The organism is Actinoallomurus spadix (assembly GCF_024055725.1).
Classification (GTDB): domain Bacteria; phylum Actinomycetota; class Actinomycetes; order Streptosporangiales; family Streptosporangiaceae; genus Actinoallomurus; species Actinoallomurus spadix.
The window spans coordinates 75978-92471 of sequence record NZ_JAMXMX010000015.1 but is presented as its reverse complement, the minus strand read 5'-3'; the positions used below and the strand labels follow the sequence as shown (position 1 = coordinate 92471).

General features: G+C 70.4%; 13 protein-coding genes. 8 read left to right on the top strand and 5 right to left on the bottom strand.

What is annotated here, in order from left to right:
- The first annotated feature begins 140 nt into the window (after positions 1 to 140).
- Together NE235_RS22715 and NE235_RS22710 are read left to right on the top strand one after the other, a co-directional pair.
- Positions 141 to 656 (top strand): EF-hand domain-containing protein, encoded by a 516-nt coding sequence (locus NE235_RS22715; protein WP_252806216.1) that lies wholly within the window; start codon positions 141 to 143, stop codon positions 654 to 656.
- A 118-nt stretch (positions 657 to 774) separates the two neighbouring features.
- The gene (locus NE235_RS22710) at positions 775 to 1656 is read left to right on the top strand and encodes a class I SAM-dependent methyltransferase (protein WP_252806214.1); all 882 of its coding nucleotides are present in this window, start codon (positions 775 to 777) and stop codon (positions 1654 to 1656) included.
- Positions 1657 to 1707: 51 nt separating this feature from the next.
- Here the strand turns inward: NE235_RS22710 and NE235_RS22705 are convergent, their stop codons facing one another.
- Positions 1708 to 2427 (bottom strand): SDR family NAD(P)-dependent oxidoreductase, encoded by a 720-nt coding sequence (locus NE235_RS22705; RefSeq protein WP_252806212.1) that lies wholly within the window; start codon positions 2425 to 2427, stop codon positions 1708 to 1710.
- 24 nt (positions 2428 to 2451) lie between these two features.
- On the opposite strand from NE235_RS22705, the gene NE235_RS22700 reads away from it, so the two are divergent.
- A complete protein-coding gene (locus tag NE235_RS22700) occupies positions 2452 to 2952 on the top strand; it encodes a MerR family transcriptional regulator (RefSeq protein WP_308206132.1) in 501 nt (166 codons plus the stop codon).
- A gap of 138 nt (positions 2953 to 3090) precedes the next feature.
- Here the strand turns inward: NE235_RS22700 and NE235_RS22695 are convergent, their stop codons facing one another.
- On the bottom strand, positions 3091 to 3669 hold the full coding sequence (locus NE235_RS22695) for a TetR/AcrR family transcriptional regulator (RefSeq protein WP_252806209.1): 579 nt from the start codon (positions 3667 to 3669) through the stop codon (positions 3091 to 3093).
- Between the two features lie 122 nt (positions 3670 to 3791).
- On the opposite strand from NE235_RS22695, the gene NE235_RS22690 reads away from it, so the two are divergent.
- On the top strand, positions 3792 to 4931 hold the full coding sequence (locus NE235_RS22690; protein ID WP_252806207.1) for an FAD-dependent oxidoreductase: 1140 nt from the start codon (positions 3792 to 3794) through the stop codon (positions 4929 to 4931).
- Positions 4932 to 4972: 41 nt separating this feature from the next.
- Here the strand turns inward: NE235_RS22690 and NE235_RS22685 are convergent, their stop codons facing one another.
- From NE235_RS22685 to NE235_RS22675, 3 genes are all read right to left on the bottom strand, one after another.
- Entirely contained in the window at positions 4973 to 6184 is a 1212-nt protein-coding gene (locus tag NE235_RS22685; protein WP_252806205.1) for a globin domain-containing protein, read from the bottom strand.
- Between the two features lie 244 nt (positions 6185 to 6428).
- On the bottom strand, positions 6429 to 7772 hold the full coding sequence (locus NE235_RS22680; RefSeq protein WP_252806203.1) for a glycoside hydrolase family 6 protein: 1344 nt from the start codon (positions 7770 to 7772) through the stop codon (positions 6429 to 6431).
- Positions 7773 to 8333: 561 nt separating this feature from the next.
- On the bottom strand, positions 8334 to 8627 hold the full coding sequence (locus NE235_RS22675; protein ID WP_252806201.1) for a hypothetical protein: 294 nt from the start codon (positions 8625 to 8627) through the stop codon (positions 8334 to 8336).
- A gap of 9 nt (positions 8628 to 8636) precedes the next feature.
- Here NE235_RS22675 and NE235_RS22670 point away from each other — a divergent pair, with 9 nt between their 5' ends.
- From NE235_RS22670 to fxsT, 4 genes are all read left to right on the top strand, one after another.
- A complete protein-coding gene (locus NE235_RS22670) occupies positions 8637 to 9134 on the top strand; it encodes an effector-associated domain 2-containing protein (protein ID WP_252806199.1) in 498 nt (165 codons plus the stop codon).
- Positions 9110 to 10561, top strand: a complete 1452-nt coding sequence (locus tag NE235_RS22665) for a VMAP-C domain-containing protein (RefSeq protein WP_252806197.1) — start codon at positions 9110 to 9112, stop codon at positions 10559 to 10561. Before NE235_RS22670 ends, NE235_RS22665 begins: the two co-directional genes overlap by 25 nt.
- A 266-nt stretch (positions 10562 to 10827) precedes the next feature.
- Complete coding sequence (locus NE235_RS22660) at positions 10828 to 11859, top strand: AAA family ATPase (RefSeq protein WP_252806195.1); 1032 nt, start codon at positions 10828 to 10830, stop codon at positions 11857 to 11859.
- A 74-nt stretch (positions 11860 to 11933) separates the two neighbouring features.
- Positions 11934 to 16193, top strand: a complete 4260-nt coding sequence (gene fxsT, locus NE235_RS22655; protein ID WP_252806193.1) for an FxSxx-COOH system tetratricopeptide repeat protein — start codon at positions 11934 to 11936, stop codon at positions 16191 to 16193.
- The last annotated feature ends 301 nt before the right edge of the window (positions 16194 to 16494 follow it).

The following is a 16494-nucleotide window of genomic DNA, read 5'->3' as shown; positions in this document are numbered from 1 at the left end:
TGAGGGGCGCGCCGCGGGGTGTACGGCGGCGATGGCCGATGTCGGCCGCTCCATCCGGGAAGGCTGTGTTCGATCACTATAGGTGGTTACGGTGTCACCGTCCGCATCGCGGCATCACGCCTTCCCTGGAGGTTCCCCCGATGGATGCACGGCTGGATCGGATCAAGGCCGCGTTCAACGCGCTCGACACGGACTCGAACGGCTACCTGGAGGCCGACGACTTCGACAGGCTCGCGCACCGGGTCGCCCGGGCCCTGGACGTCCCGGAGGGCTCGGCCAAGGCGCAGGCGTTCCACGCGGGATGCCGGCGCTACTGGGAGGGCCTGGCCGGCGCCCTCGACGAGAACCACGACGGGAAGCTGACCTACGAGGAGTACGCACGGTTCCACGAGCCCACCGGCTACGAGGTGAACGTCCGGCCGTACGCCGACGCGCTCACCGCGATCTGCGACCGGGACGATGACGGCTACGTCCAGCACGCCGACTTCGTGCGGGGCATGCGGGCCGTCGGATTCCCGGAGGAGAACGTCGAGGCGCTCTTCCGGGCATTCGACCCGTACGGGACCGGTCAGGTCTCCGCGGGCGAGTGGCGGACCGCCATCGAGGACTACTTCCTCGCCAGAGGCGTCCACGCCGTCGGTGACACCTTGGTCTGACGCGCGGCGCGCGGCCGGCGCCGGGCCGATGCCCGTGACGGGCACCGGCCCGGCCCGCCGCCTCGCGGCATGATGGCGAGTACGCCGGCCGCACGGCGGGCCCGGAGAGGAGCACCCCATGGCCGACATCACCGGTGTGGAGGAAGGCGTCGGGCTGACCGCCCTCATGGTCGCCGCGGCGCGGGCGATCGAGACGCACCGCCGAGACACCCTGGCCCAGGACGTCTACGCCGAGCACTTCGTGCGCGCGGCACGGGCGTCCGCCGATTGGCCCGTGCGTCCCCAGCAGGTCCCGGACGGCGAGGTCGATCCGTTGTGGGGCCGGCTGGGGCGCTACTTCGGCTTACGGACGCGGGTCTTCGACGACTTCGTCCTGCGGCGGGTGGACGCGGGGGCCCGGCAGGTGGTGCTGTTCGGAGCCGGTCTCGACACGCGGGCGTACCGCCTCGACTGGCCGCCCGGCCGCAGGGTCTTCGAGCTCGACCAGGAGGGTGTCCTGGCGTTCAAGGATCGGGTGCTGGGCGAGCTGGGTGCCGCGCCGAAGACCGAGCGCGTCACGGTCGCGGCCGATCTACGTGACGACTGGACCGGGGCGCTGACCGGCGCGGGCTTCGACCCCGCCGTGGCCACCGCCTGGATCGCCGAGGGCCTGCTGCTCTACCTGCCCCCGGCCGCCGAGCGCTCCCTCATCGGGACGGTGGACGCGCTGAGCCCGCACGGGAGCGCGCTGGCCTACGAGGTCAAGCTCGGCCCCGAGTCGACGGCCGTCCGCGAGAGCCCGATCTACTCGGTGGCGAAACGGACCGGCATCGACCTCCTCGCCATGTTCGACCTGGAGCCGCGACCCGACTCCGCCGCCGATCTGGCCACCCGGGGCTGGGACGTGTCGGTCCACACCGCGTTCGACTTCACCCGCCGCTACGGGCGTGGCCCGCTCCCCGAACCAGACCGCCCCGACGCGCTCGCCGTCAACCGCTGGACGTTCGCGACCAGACCTTGAGCCGCATGGGCGGCCGGGCCTGTCGGGAGGACCGCACCGGCCGGGTGCGGGTCACCAGGGGACGGGTCGGCCGAAGCGGTCGAGGAACCGCAGGCCGGGGGTCCCCTTCTGGGCGAGCATGACGTCGACCAGCCGGGGGATGGTCTCCTCGATGGTGAACGGCGCGTCCGGCCCGCCCAGGTCCGTGCGGATCCATCCGGGCGCCATGACCAGCATCGTTCGTGGCGGGTCGGGCTGCCGGGCCGCGAAGCTCCGCATGAACATGTTCAGCGCCGCCTTGCTGCCGCGGTAGACCTCCCGCATCCCGGTCTCGTTGTTGCCGATGCTGCCCTGCCCGGACGACATGGCACCGATGAGGCCGGTGGCCGGGACCAGGTCCTGGAGCGACTCGATGACGCGCATCGGACTCAGCGCGTTCGTGACCATCACGCGCGTGAACTCCTCGGTCGTCACCTCTCCGATCGTGACGTGCTCCTCGGCCGTGGTGATCCCGGCGTTGACGAACAGGATGTCGAGAGCCCTGCCCGCCAGGCGGTCGCGCAGGGCCGTGATCTGCGGCGGCTCGTTGATGTCGAGGGTCTCGATCTCCACCCGGCCGCCGGCGGTCTCGGCCAGATCATGGAGCCTGGTGCGCGACGAGCCGGGCCGGACCGTGCCGATGACGTTCCAGTCCCTCGCGAAGAACTGTTCCGCCAGGGCGTGCCCGAGCCCGCGCCCGGCTCCGACGATCAGGATCGTGGGGGCGCCTCGGGATGAATCAGGAGTGGACATGGCCGCGACGCTAGGATTTAGAGCGTGCTCGAAGTCAAGAGGCAGCCGGCGCACGCCGGCCCGAAGCGGGGGCACTATGCCGTGCCCGCCGACGGCGTGCCCATCGCCGAGGCGGCCCGGCGCACCGGGGTCAGCGTGCACACCCTCCGGTACTACGAGCGCGCCGGCCTGGTCGTCAGTCCCGTCGGCCGTACGAGCGGCGGCCGCCGCCGCTATCACGAGCTCGACCTCAAATGGATCGTGATCTGCACGAAGCTGCGTGCCACCGGGATGCCGATCAGGGGCATCCGCCGGTACGCCGAGCTGGTCGCGGCCGGTCCGGGTAACGAGGCGGAACGGCTGGCCCTGCTGGAGGCCCATCGCGCCGACGTGGTCGCCAAGCTGGCGGAGCTCCAGGACAACCTCGAGCTCATCGACCACAAGATCGACGTCTATCGGGGGAGTCTCGCCGCCGGTGACGCCGATCGCCTGTGGGCCCCGGTCGCCACGACCCCATCGCAGGGCTCGGCCGAGCGCCGGGGATGAGCGCGTCCCGGCCCGGTCCTCGGCCCCGGCCGGTCCCGCGCGTGTTCCGTTCGGCGGGCCGGGCGACGAGCGACGTCCGTACCTCCTCGTAGGCGTCCACCCCGAGGGGGCGCGTCGGCGCACCTGCTCGGGTGACCCTCAGCCGGACGAGCCCCAGCCGTGGGCGAGGATGTCGAAGACCGTGTCGACGGCGGCTCGGCGGTCCTGTCGGCCGCGGGTGAGGGCCGGGATCTCGAGGACGAATCGAGCGAGCGCCGCGCACGCGAGGTCGTCGTGGTCGGCGCCGATCTCGTCGGCGATGGCGGCGCCGAGGGCGTCGGTGTGGCGGGTCCACATGCGTTCGGCGTACGCGCGGAGGGCCGGCGTGGACTCCACCAGCTCGACGAACTCGGCCCGCTGCGGATGCGCCGCGATGGGCAGCCAGGTGTCGAGGACGTGCTGCCGGAGGGCGTCGAGGACGCTCTGACGGGCGGCGCGCCGCCGTACCGCGGCGACCAGCTCGGACTCCCTGGCCTCCTCCTCGTCGAAGACCAGCGCCTCCTTGCCGGGGAAGTGCTTGAACACCGTGGCGGTCGCCACGTCGGCCGCGTCGGCGATGTCGCGGACGCTCACCTGCTCGTACCCGCGCTCCAGGAAGAGCCGCAGTGCGGCGTCGGCGATCGCTTGCCGGGTGGCCGCCTTCTTGCGTTCGCGGCGGCCGACGGGGGGCGTCGTCATGGGAAGAACCTATCAACCAATAGTACCGGAATGAAAGTTGACTTGTTGCACTTTTCGACTCGGTCTGCTTTGCTTGGAGCCATCAGGAACCCATCCGTTCCTCCCTGATCGGAGACACGACCATGAACTCCCCGGCACCCGCCCACGCCCGGATCGGCATCATCGGCGCCGGACCCGGCGGACTGACCTGCGCCCGCGTCCTCCAGCGGCATGGCCTGGCCGTCACCGTCTACGACCGTGACCCGGGCCCCGGCGCGCGCGACCAGGGCGGCACCCTCGACCTGCACGCCGACAACGGCCAGATCGCCCTGCGCGAGGCCGGCCTGCTCGACGAGTTCTTCGAGCTGGCCCGCCCCGAAGGGCAGGAGATGCGCCAGCTGGACCCGACCGGTACGATCCTGTTCCACCACGTCCCGGAGGCCGACGAGCTCTTCAAACCGGAGATCGACCGCGGTCGGCTGCGCGACCTGCTGCTCGGCTCCCTGCAGCCGGGCACCGTGCGCTGGGGCCGTGCCCTCGACACGATCAGCGGGCCCGCCGACGGGCCGCGGCGGTTGCACTTCGCCGACGGCACCACCGCCGAGGCCGACCTGGTCATCGGCGCCGACGGCGCCTTCTCCCGCGTACGCCCGGCCGTGTCCCCCGCCGTCCCCGCGTACACCGGGGTGAGCTTCCTGGAGGCGTGGTTCTCCGAGGTCGAGGACCGGCATCCCGGTATCGCCGAGCTGGTCGGTCAGGGCAGCGCCGCCGCGGGTGACGGCGAGCGCGGCCTGTTCGCCCAGCGGAACGGCGGAGACCGCCTTCGCGTCTACGTCATCCGGCGGGTCCCGGTCGACTGGATCACCGCGAGCGGCCTGACCGCCGACGACACCGACGGCATCCGCGTCCTGCTCCTCGACGAGTACGCCCACTGGTCACCGCGCATGCGCCAGATGATCACTGACAACGACGGGCCGTACGTCGACCGTCCGATCTTCGCCCTCCCGGTCCCGCACACCTGGGAGCACAGCCCGACGGTGACCCTGCTCGGCGACGCCGCCCACCTCATGCCCCCACTCGGCGTCGGCGTCAACCTCGCCATGCTCGACGCCGCCGAACTCGCCCTCGCTCTCGCGACCGCGGCCACCGTCGACGACGCCGTCCGCGCCTACGAGAAGACCATGCTCCCGCGCTCCGTCGAGACGGCCACGGCCCTCGAAGGCGGCGCGGAGCACCTGCTGTCCGCCGGCGTACCCGACTTCGGCGACGACGCCCGGCCCTGAGCGCCCCGTCCCGCGACGCGCGACCCCCGGCGGCGTACGGGTCAGTCCAGGTCGGCCTGCCAGAGGTCGGGGCCGAAGACCTCGTAGTGGATGTCGCCGGGTACGACGCCCCGCGCGAGGAGCGCACTCCGCAGCGCCCGCATGAACGGCATCGGACCGCACAGGTAGTAGATCGCGTTGCCCGGCAGGTCGACCACGGACAGGTCCATGATCCCGGCGAAGACGCCGTTCACCGGTTCGATGCTGTGCGCGCCCTTCTCGTACCAGACGTACAGCTCCGCGTGCGGCAGCTCCACGATGTCATTGAGCACTTGGCGGCGCAGGGGAAAGGTGGCCTCTTCATAATCGGCGTGAAGCATCGTGATGGGCAGCCTGGACTCGGCCTTCTCCAGGTGGGAGAGCATTCCGGCCATCGGGGTGATCCCGATCCCCGCCGAGGCGAAGACGACGGGCCGTCCGGAGTCGTCGAGCACGACGTTCCCATACGGGAGCGACATCGTCAGGACGTCGCCCACGTTCACCGCATCGTGCAGGAGCGTCGACATCTCGCCGGCCGGCCTACCGTCGTCGGCCTGGATCCGCTTCACCGAGAACTGGCGATGGCACCCGTCATCGGCCCGCGTCAGGCTGTACTGGCGCGGCTGGAGGATCCCGTCCGGCATCCGCATCCGGACCGTGACGTACTGACCGGGCAGTGAGGTCTTCACCAGGCGATCGTCGATCCGCTTGACCACGAAGGTGACGACGTCCCGGGTCTCCCGGAACTTCTTCTCGACCTCCCACGGCCGCCACACGGTCTCGGGCGTGACCCCGCGGGCGCCGTACAGGCCGCGCTCCTCGTGGATGAGGCTGTGGGCCATCAGCCAGTAGACCTCGTTCCAGGCGGCGGCGACCTGCGGGGTGACGGTCTCCCCGAGGACGTCGGCGATCGCCCACATCAGGTGGTCGTTGACGATCTGGTACTGATCGGGGCGGATACCGAGCGACGCGTGCTTGTGCGCGATCCGGGACAGCAGGTGCTCCGGCGTCCGCTGCGGCGTCTCCAGCAGCTTGCCGGCGTACGCCGCCACCGAACCGGCCAGTGCGAGCTGCTGCTCCCCGCTGGCCTGGTTCCCCCGGTTGAAGGTGCCGTCCAGGAGCTCGGGATGCACTCGGAACATGTGCTCGTAGAAGCGCTGGGCGATCTCACCGATGTGCTCGGCGACCACCGGAAGCGTCGCCGCGACGACGGGCCGGGACTGTTCTGAGAGCATGGCAGGCTCCCTCGGCGGGGATCTGGTGCCGTCGCGGACCGCCGGGCAGCGCCGGTGACCGCCGTCACGAGACGTCCGGGGCAGTGGCCGGATCCGCGCTGTCTTTCTCTCGACCCTAACCGAACCGGGGCCGCTCACCAGCGGCTTCCCCCTGCGTACGGGGCCGGGCCCGCCTGGCGGGCCTTCGATGCGGCGCGGACCCGACCGTCACCGCCGTGGGCTTCGAGTCGGGCCCGCGCGCCGTTCACGATGCGGTGCAGGCGGGGGTGAGGGAGGAGGCGGTGCCGGTGGCGGTGAAGCCGATCTGGGCGGTGGCACCGGCCGCGAGCGTGCCGTTCCACGACACGTTCGTGACGGTGGCGGTGGAACCGCTGGTGGTCAGGGTGCCGTTCCAGAGCTGGCCGATCGAGACGCCGCCGGGCAGCGGAATGGTGAGCTTCCAGCCGCTGATCGCGGAGCTTCCGGCGGTGACGGAGATCTGGCCTTGGAAGCCTCCCTGCCAGGAGCTCGTCGTCTGGTAGGTCGCCGTGCAGGTACGGCCGCCCGGAGGCGGGGTCGGTGTGGTCGTCGGTGTCGGACCGGGCGAGGTCGGCGGGTTGGGAGCGTCCTTGGCGAGGTTGTAGGCGAGGTCGGGAACGAAGTTCCCGGCCGGGTAGGCGCAGCCGTCGGCCTCACCCGGCGGTTTGATCCACAGGTAGCCGTCGACGTTCTGGTCGCCGGTGTCGAGGGTCGGGTAGGCGCCGATGCGGTGGTCGGTGTTGTCGTCGCCGCACCAGTCGCCCTGCGCGCCGACGGAACCGCCGTTGCGGCTGGTGTCGATGATCTGGTGCTTGCCGGAGATGCCCTGGGACTGCAGGTAGGAGATGATCGACCGGCCGTACGCCGCCTCGTTCGACAGCGGCTGGAAGTTCGACACGTTGGTGAAGAACCCGTCGGCGTACTGGACGCCTGCGGCCTTGAGGCGGCTTCCCTGCTCGGTGGCGGAGTTCCAGGCCGAGTGACCGCCGTCGAGGTACACCTTGGCGTTCGAATCGGCCCGTTTGATCGTCTGTACGGCCTGGGAGATCGCCTGGTCACGGGCCCCCACCTCGGAACCGCTCAGGCAGGTCTGCAGGGCGAGCGCGTCGGTCTCCAGGATCACGATGACCGTACGACCGCCCATCCCCTGGGCGAACGCCGAGACCCACTGCTGGTACTGGGTGTAGTCGGGGGCGCCGCCGGCGCTGGCGCCGCCGCAGTCGCGATTGGGGATCTCGTACACCGCCAGCACGGGGATCTGGTTCGCGGAGCTCGCGGCGTTGACCACGCCGGCGACCTCGGAGGTCACCGTGCCGGGATCGAACGCCGCCAGCCAGCGGGCCTGTGGCTGACTGGCGACCTTGTCACGGATGACAGGGGTACGCGCGTCGCCCGAGTTGGCCTGGACCCACCGGACGACCTGGGAGCTCGGGTCGCGATAGAGGCTGCCGGACAGCGTGCCGGCCTGGGCGTCGCCGGTGACCAGACCGGCGGTGACGGCCGCGCAGGCGACGGCCATCGTGGCGATGGCCGCTTTCCAGCGGCCGGCACGCCAGGGGAGGTCGCGCATGTTCCGTCCTTTCCGTGAGGGACTCTGCTGTACTGCCGCGTCGATGAACCGGAAGGGGGGCGGAGGATCCCCGATCACGCCGGCGGATCGAGGTGCGTCTGCCGGTCATCGTGGAGACGGCGTCCCCGGAGGGTCAACCGGGTCCGGTCTCTGTCAGCGTTCACGCAGGTCAGCGCCTATGAAAACGGTGAAGCTTTCACGACGCCGGACGGTACGGGTCCGGGCTCCGGCCGGCGGGGGCGTACGCCGGGTGACGTAGCGCGGGCGTGATCGCCCACCACCTCGGCATTCTGGCCACTTCGCCGGCCATCGTCGGCCTGCTGCTCTCGCCCCGCAGGTCGGCCTGAGGTCCGGCGCGATTCTTCGGCGAAATTCTTCGCCGCGGCCGCACCGAGGCCATGACGGGCGGGTCGCGACTCCCGGGACCTCCGTTACGAAAGACGGCTCCTGGACCATTTTCGTCTTAACCGGGTGACTCTGATGCACAATCGGAGTGTGCTCACGGAAGCGATCGTCGGCTGGCTCGTTCAACTCCTCGGAGACCGCACTTTGCGGGTGGTTTCAAAAAGGATTTTCGGTCCACCTGAACGTCGGGCGCTCGCGGAGGCGATGGACGAGGCCATCGGAACGTTCGTCGCACCGCTTCCGGCGAATCGGCGTGAGCACGTCACCAGGGCCATCGTGGAACGATTCGAGATGTCGCCCGTCGTGGTGAATGACGGCGGCGAGGGGCGTTCCTCCGTCCGAGAGGCGCTCGTCGAAAATATCCGCGAGCAACTCCGCCCGCTGGCCGACCCGGATATCGCGGTATCCGGCCAATCCTATTTCGAGCAGATCGGGCTCGATCCGGCGCATGCCCTCAATGTGCTCCCCGACCTGTTCATCACGGCCCTCCAGCGCGCCGCCACGATGAACGCGGGTCTCGCCCCGCTCGCCGCCCAGCTCAACGCCGACGCCGTGCTGGCCGAGGTGCGCGCTCTGCGCGCCTCGGGCGCGGAGGTGCCGGCGGGAGGAGCGGTGGCGCCGGCGGGAGGAGCGGTGGCGCCGGTAGGAGGAGCGGTGGCGCCGGCGGGAGAGGGGGACGTCCTCGCGCTGGTCCGTGCGCTGGAGGCGGTTCCCTCGCTCGCCGATGACGCCGGCCGGACCTCGGTCATCGGTCAGCTCCGCCGCGACATCGCGGCGACGGTCCGGTACGACGCGCGGGCCCGGCTCCACCTGCTCGGCCTGGTCCGCACCTGTGACGATCACCCGGGAGGGGTGCGAGAGCTGATCGAGGTGCTCACCTTCGTCGAAGGCGACTCACTGCCCATGAGACGGGTACGAGAGATCGCGGCCCCGTGGCTGCGGAACGGCTCGACGTGACCGGCGTCGATGTGCCTCGGATCGCCGAGGCGCTGGTAAGCATTCCCGTGCTGCTCGACCGGTCGTACCGCGACGCGATGGTCGATCACATCGGGCGCGAGCTGGACGGCCCCCTGGACGTACGGGACTCGGACTATCCCAAGATCCACCTCTACAACGTGGTGGCGGCGTGCGCGGACCGGCCGGGCGCGTTGAAGGCGATGGTCCGTTTCCTCGATTTCGTCGCCAAGGAGCTGCCGGGCACCGCCCTCGTACGGCGCCTGGTCAGCCCGGTCGAGGAGGTCCTGCCCGCAGCCGACTGCACGGCCGTCCGCCGGCTGCTGGAGGGCCGTACGATCCCGCAGCTGACACGGATCTTCTACATCGCCTGCGGCGGGACCCAGACGCCTCCCGGCCACCTGCATGACGCGTGGGAGGCGTTCTCGATCCTGCTCGACGCGAACGCCCGGCCCGACGGCACGCCGCCGCATCTCCTGTTCGCGACGCTCTTCGCCCAGGCCCCCGAGGCCAAGGGCGTGGCGGAGGACCTCCGGGCGTGGATCGCCCACCAGACGGAGCTGCTCCGCGCCGTGGGAGCGGAGGAGGCGGCCGACTCCCTCCAGGCGCTCCGTGACGACCGCAGGTGGCCCGCCGCCGGCCTTCCGCTGCATCTGATCGTCATGATCGAGCCGTCGCTGACCGAGGGGCCGGGGAAGTACGTCATCACGCACTGGAGGCAGTGCCACCCGGCCGAGTGGCGTCCCGAACCGGCCGGAACGGTGGAGGGCTGCGGGGGCGACGACATCCGCGATCGCGTGGCCGACCTGATACAGGAGGCCGTCTCGGACTGGGCGAGCCGGTTCAACGACCCCCTGACCATCGAGTTCGTGCTGCCGTTCGAACTCATCAACCTCGACGTCGACCAGTGGTTCCGTGATCCCCTTGACGATCAGTCGATTCCGATCGGTGCGGAGTTCGAAGTGGTCGTGCGCAGCCGGGATCGACTTTCGAAAACGTCGTGGCACCATGCCTGGCGTCGCAGGTCCCGGATGCTCGCGGATCCCAGTCACGACTGCCGAATCCATCCGACGCCACCGGAGTTCAACGGAGACGCCCGAAAACTCCGCGCTTATCTTGATCAAGCCGCGGCCGTCGCCTGTATCCTGGACTCGTCGCCGGAAGTGGATCCCGGTCGATCACAGCTGAGAACTGCGCTGCACGCAGGTCTGCCAGTGGTGTTGTGGTGTCGGGATTCGGACTCTACGGCCGATTTCGGTGCCGCGATAGGCGCCATCAATGCCCGCCGCCTGCCGCCGGAGATCAAACGGCTGCGGCAGGACGCGATTATCGCGGAGGGCGCGACCTCCGCCTACGGCCTGCACATCTCCCTTCTCTGGGATGATCACGGGCACTTCCTCGATGTGGACGGCCCGATACAACCTCCCTGACGCGATCGGCCGGTGATGAGGACCGCTCTGAATCACGGAATAGAGCGTTCCAAATCAGCACATCCGCTTGCGCATCACATGGCGTCGCGGGATGCTGATGCAAGGGCGTCTCGTCAGTTGTCGATATTCGAGTCCTGTCATGCAGCGAACCTATCCCCTACCGGAACGACTCACGCGATAGAAGGGGTCGCTCTTTCATGGGCGCCGACCAGTCACCTGGCGTACGGCCAGCAGCCGAGCACGGCCAACCGCACGGCGACGCGCCCTTGTCCCCGACACCCACGTGGTGGATCTACCGCGGCACCGGCCGTCCGCTGCACGACGTGCGCCTGAGCGATGTGCTGCCCCCGCCGCCCCCGTGGCGGACGTTCACCGGAGAGCCCGTTCAGCCGCCACCGCCGGACGAACCCGAAGAGTCGGACCGGCGACTCGGCCGGCTCGCCGGTGGCCCTTCGCGTCACGCGGACCCCGAGGAGGCCGACGCGGTCAACGCGGCGATCTACCTCCGCCGGCCGTTGCTGGTGACCGGTCGTCCCGGGGTGGGCAAGTCGAGCCTCGCCTACCGGATCAGCCGCGAGCTGAAGCTCGGCCGCGTGCTCCGGTGGCCGATCAGCAGCCGGAGCACGCGACGGTCGGGGCTGTACGACTACGACGCCATCGGCCGCGCCCAGGACGCCGCGGTCAACCGCCACCGCGGTGAGGACGAGCCGACGATCGGCGAGTACATCCAGCTCGGTCCGCTCGGCACCGCGCTGTTGCCCTTCGAGCTGCCGCGGGTCCTGCTGATCGACGAGCTGGACAAGGGAGACGGCGACCTCCCCAACGACCTCCTGGACGTCCTCGAAGACGGTGAATACTCCATCCCCGAGCTCGTCCGGGTGCGCGGCCGGTGGCCCGAAGTCAGGGTCCACACCGCCGACGGCGATGCGACCGCGGAGGTCGAGCGCGGGCTCGTCCGATGCCGCGCGTTCCCCGTCGTCATCATCACCAGCAACGGCGAGCGCGAGTTCCCGCCCGCGTTCCTGCGCCGGTGCATCCGCTTCGAGCTGCGGCCGCCGACCGAGGAGCAACTGGTCGACATGGTGACCGCCCACCTCGCGGAGGCGGCGGACGCGCAGACGGAGGAGCTGCTCGGGCGATTCGTCGCCCTCCGGCGCACTCGGCCGGAGATCGCGGCCGACCAGTTGCTGAACGCCGTCTTCCTGGCGACCTCGGGCGCCTACCGCGCCGGCGACCCGGGCGAACGACTGCTGGACCTGCTCTGGAAACGCTTGAGCCAGTCGGCGGTGCCTGAGTGACATCCCGACCGGCCGACTCCGTGCTGCCGGGGGGCGAGAGCAGTCCACCCCCCTACAGGCTCTCCTGGTCGGAAGTGGGCGACGCCGTGTGGCTCGCGGCTCAGCAGGCGGCGGCCGCCCAGCGCCGTGGTGACGCGGGGCCGGACGAGAAGCCCGCGAAGGCCCCCGCCGTCCCGCCGGTCCCGCAGTCCGCGGCGGAACACGACCCGCTCCCGCCGCCGGACGAATCCGCGCTGAGCGATGACCTGCCCGGAGGCCCGCCAGGGGCACGCGAACCGCTCGTCCCGGCCCTGTCCGCGGGCCCGGCGCCGCTCGTGGTGAGCGACGGCCCCGCCACCGGTTTCGGCGAGCCTTCCCACCTGCTCGACCAGAGGGGGCTGGCCCGGGCGCTACGCCCGCTCAAGCGCCGCACGGAGTCCCGGCGCGGTGAGGTCGAGATCGATGAGATCGCGACCGCCGAACGCGCGGCCGAGGACGGGCTGTGGCTGCCGGAATGCCGCCCGGCCGGCGAGCGATGGCTCGACCTCGACATCGTGATGGACGACAGCCGGTTCGCCTATCTGCACCGTCCTCAGCTGCGCGAATTCGTCGGTCTCCTGGAGTCGACGGCCGCGTTCCGTCTCATCCGCACGTACAGGTTCGACACGGACGCGCCCGACCCGGAGCTGCGGGCCTCCGCCCCGGACGGGCCCCGGCTCGCCCCCGCCGTGCTGAGCAGGCTGGGAGAGACCGGGCGGCGGCTCCTCCTCGTGCTCAGCGATGGTGTCGGCGAAGCCTGGCACAACGGAGCCGGCCAGCGGGCCGTGGCCCTGTGGGCCCGCTCGGCCGCGGTCGCCATCGTCAATCCCCTCCCGGCGCGGCAATGGCGTCGTACGGGCCTGAACCCCGTCCCGGACGTGTTGCGGACACCGGAACCCGCCGCGTCCAATCACCGTTACCGCGCCGACTCGGCGGGCCCGGCGGGCCCGGCGGTCCCGGTCATCGAGATGACGCCCGACCAGCTCCATCGCTGGACCCGTTTCGTCAGCGGAATGACCTCCGTGTGGCGGGGCGCGGTGGCGCTCTGCCGGCCGGACCACCGGCCGGCGGGCGGGGGGACGGAGGACAAGCCGGACTCGCTCGACCCGTCCGAGCTCGTACGCCGCTTCCGCGCCGCGGCCTCGCCGAGCGCCTTCAGGCTCGCGGTCTACCTCGCGGCCGTGCCCCTCCACCTGCGCGTGATGCGGCACATCCAGGCCGTCATGCTGCCGTCCTCCCGGCCTTCGGACCTGTCAGAGGTGATCGGCAGTGGTCTTCTCCGGCCGGTCGGGGCCGGGCGGCTGGACACCGGGCCGGTGACCGTGACGCATGACTTCCGCACGGGTGTCCGGGCGGAGCTGCTCGCCGCCGGCCGCCGGTCCGAGACGGCTCAGGTGCTGCTGGCCCTCGCGGACTGCCTTGCCGACCGGGTCGACGTGCTGGGGCGGCTCCCCGAACTGCTGCGCCGGCCCGGCGAGGCCAAGGTCCCGGCCGTCCCGGCAGGCTCGGCGGCGTTCGTCGATCCTGTCCGCCAGGCGCTGCAGGCGCTGAGCGGTCCCTACCTCCGGCCGGCCCTCCGGCTTGGGGACGAGCTGCGCAAACTCGGCCAGAACGGTGCGACGCACCCGGTGACTCGCGCCGAAGCCGAGAGTGATGATCTAATGACTGACCGTAACCACATGCTCAGTGAGGACACCATGGCGCTGCCGAGTGATGAGGTCGCGGTCGCGACTCCCCTTGAGGAGTCTTTCGCTTCCGAACCCATAGCCCCCTTCCCAGGAGTCAGCGTGTCCGTCCGCACCGTCCCACCGGCCGAGGAACGTGATCCCAACGAACCTCCCCCGGTCTGGGGCAATGTTCCGCCGCGCAACATCAACTTCACCGGTCGTGAAGAGTTGCTCACGGATCTGCATCAGCGTCTGCGGGCGGGGACCACCGCGGTGCTGCCGCACGCGCTGCACGGAATGGGCGGCGTCGGCAAGTCGCAGCTCGCCATTGAGTACGTCTACCGCCACACGACCGACTATGACCTCATCTGGTGGGTGCCCGCCGAAGGCACGGGGCAGGTCAGGCAGTCTCTGACCGAGCTCGCCGCCCAGCTCGGCCTGCCCGTGGCCGGTGAGGTCAACGTCGCGGTGCCCGCCGCGCTGGAGGCGCTCAGGATCGGCCGGCCGTACCGCAACTGGCTGCTGATCTTCGATAACGCCGAGGATCTCGACAGCGTGCGCCAGTTCTTCCCGACGGACGGCCCCGGCAAGGTCCTGGTGACCTCCCGTAATCCGCACTGGTCCCACGTCGCCCACACCCTCGAGGTCGACGTCTTCGACCGGGCGGAGAGCACCGAACTACTGCGGATGCGCGATCCCGACCTCGACGACAAGACCGCCGGCGAGCTCGCGAGCGCGCTGGGCGACCTTCCACTGGCGATCGAGCAGGCCGCCGTCTGGCTCGCCGAGACCGGCATGCCGGTCGGCGAGTACCTCGAGCTCTTCTCCGAGAAGGCGAGCGAGCTGATGGCGCAGGGCGCTCCGCCGGACTATCCCGTCCCGGTCGCCGCCGCCTGGAACGTCTCCCTCGAACGGCTCCACGAGACCGACCCGGCGGCCCTGCAGCTCCTGCGGGTCTGCGCGTTCTTCGCGCCCGAGCCGATCTCCCGCAGGCTGCTGTCCGGCGGACGGCACATCGACGGCCCGGAGGAGCTCGTCCGGACCCTCGCGGACCCGATCCGGCTGGGACGCGCCCTGCGAGCGATCAACCAGTACGCGCTCGCGAAGATCAGTCACCGGCACAACACGGTCCAGCTGCATCGACTGGTCCAACGGGTGCTCCTCGACCAGCTCACCCCGCAGGAGACCGCCGAACTACGCCACTGCGCGCACATGCTGCTCGCCAACTCCGACCCGAACGATCCGGAGTCGCCCGACACGTGGCCGCTGTACGCCAGCCTGCTGCCCCACGTCGAGTTCACCAGGCTCATCGAGTGCGACGATCCGTGGGCGCACCAGCTCGTGATCAATCTGTTCGACTTCCTGTACCGCTGGGGCGACTACCAGGGATACGAGGACCTCGCCCGGCGCACCTTCAAGGTCTGGACGGAACGCCTGGGCGAGCGGCACGAGCAGACCCTGGTCGCCGAACTCAAGCTCGGCAAGGCGCTGCGCACGCTCGGCCACTACTCGGAGGCGTACCGCCACGACCTGCACGCGCGCGAGATCCTCGTCGCCGACCTCGGCGACGACCATGAGCGATCCCTCGAGGCGCAGGGGTACATCTGCGCGGACCTGCGCTGCCTCGGCAAGTTCGGCGAGGCCCTGGAGATCAACCAGCAGCTGTACGCCGCGGCGCGGCGGCGGTTCGGGCCGGATGACCCGTTCACGCTCGAGCACGCGTTCTTCCTCGGCATGATCCTCCGGCTCAACGGCCAGCCCAAGGAGGCCGAGGAACTGGACCAGGACACCCACCGGCGCAGAAGCCGCGTCCTCGGCGAAGACCACCTCAACACCTTCAGCGCGTTGGCCGCCATGGCGGTGGACGGCATGGAGCTCGGTCGCTTCCGGGAGTCCCGGGACCTCCAACGCCAGATCACCCAGCGGATGCGGATGAAGTACGGCGACAGTCACCCGGGGACGATCGAGAACCTGAACGCCCTTTCGGCGATGGAGCGCCGGGCCGGCGACCACGACGAGGCGCTGCGGTTGTCCACGCAGGCGCTGGAGCTGAGCCGCGCCCGGTACGGCGACGGCTCGCCGGACTCCGTGGCGGCCGCGCTCAACCACACCGTCAGCCTGCGGCAGGCGGGGGATCTGGCCGGCGCGGTCGAGCTCGGCCGCACCGTTCGTGATCAGTACGTCGGGCTCTACGGCGCGGAGCATCCCAACACGCTGGCCGCCGGCCTGAATCTCGCGGTCGCCCTGCGGCTCATGGGGCAGGTGACCAAGGCCCGCGAACTGAATGAGGAGATCCTCTCGGATCTAGTCCGGCAGCTGGGGCTGGGGCACCCGCGGAGCCTGGCGTGCGCCATCAACCTGGCGAGCGACATCTTCGCGATGGGCGACGCGGAGACGGCACGGCAGCGGGACGTCGAGACGCTGGAACACGCGCGCCAGTCGGGCGGTGACGACCACCCGACCACGCTCGCGTGCGCTCTGAACCTCGCTCTCGACCTCCGCGCGCTGGGAGAGGACGCCGAGGCGGAGGCCCGCTTCACCGACACGCTCGCCCGCTACCGGCGTGTCCTGGGAGATGCCCACCCCGCGACGATCTCCGGTGGCAAGTACATACGCGCCAACTGCGATATCTACCTGATCATCGCCTAGGCTCCCATGGCAGTTCGCCGCCGACCCGCGTGCATCCGGATGGATGTACGCGGGTCGTTCTCTTGTTACGGACAGCCGCTTGGCGTGATTCGGGTGGCGCGAAATAAGGACATGTTACGATCAAGTCGAAGATGCGTCATATGCGATGACATTTGCCTGCGCGCCATTTTGGTCGCCTTCTGGGTAGCCGAGTCCATGCTTGGAGATTGAATGGTAACGGCAGAAGTGCTAAGGGCGCAGTGGCGCACCAGCAGTTGGAGTGGCAACGGGGGAGCGTGTGTCAGTGTGAAAGTCGTCGTCC

Bases quoted from the DNA above. Each gene is read 5' to 3' on its own strand.
- NE235_RS22715 (WP_252806216.1), top strand. From the start codon at position 141: ATGGATGCACGGCTGGATCGGATCAAGGCCGCGTTCAACGCGCTCGAC.
- NE235_RS22710 (WP_252806214.1), top strand. From the start codon at position 775: ATGGCCGACATCACCGGTGTGGAGGAAGGCGTCGGGCTGACCGCCCTC.
- NE235_RS22705 (WP_252806212.1), bottom strand. From the start codon at position 2,427: ATGTCCACTCCTGATTCATCCCGAGGCGCCCCCACGATCCTGATCGTC.
- NE235_RS22695 (WP_252806209.1), bottom strand. From the start codon at position 3,669: ATGACGACGCCCCCCGTCGGCCGCCGCGAACGCAAGAAGGCGGCCACC.
- NE235_RS22690 (WP_252806207.1), top strand. From the start codon at position 3,792: ATGAACTCCCCGGCACCCGCCCACGCCCGGATCGGCATCATCGGCGCC.
- NE235_RS22685 (WP_252806205.1), bottom strand. From the start codon at position 6,184: ATGCTCTCAGAACAGTCCCGGCCCGTCGTCGCGGCGACGCTTCCGGTG.
- NE235_RS22680 (WP_252806203.1), bottom strand. From the start codon at position 7,772: ATGCGCGACCTCCCCTGGCGTGCCGGCCGCTGGAAAGCGGCCATCGCC.
- NE235_RS22675 (WP_252806201.1), bottom strand. From the start codon at position 8,627: ATGCGCCGGATCGAGCCCGATCTGCTCGAAATAGGATTGGCCGGATAC.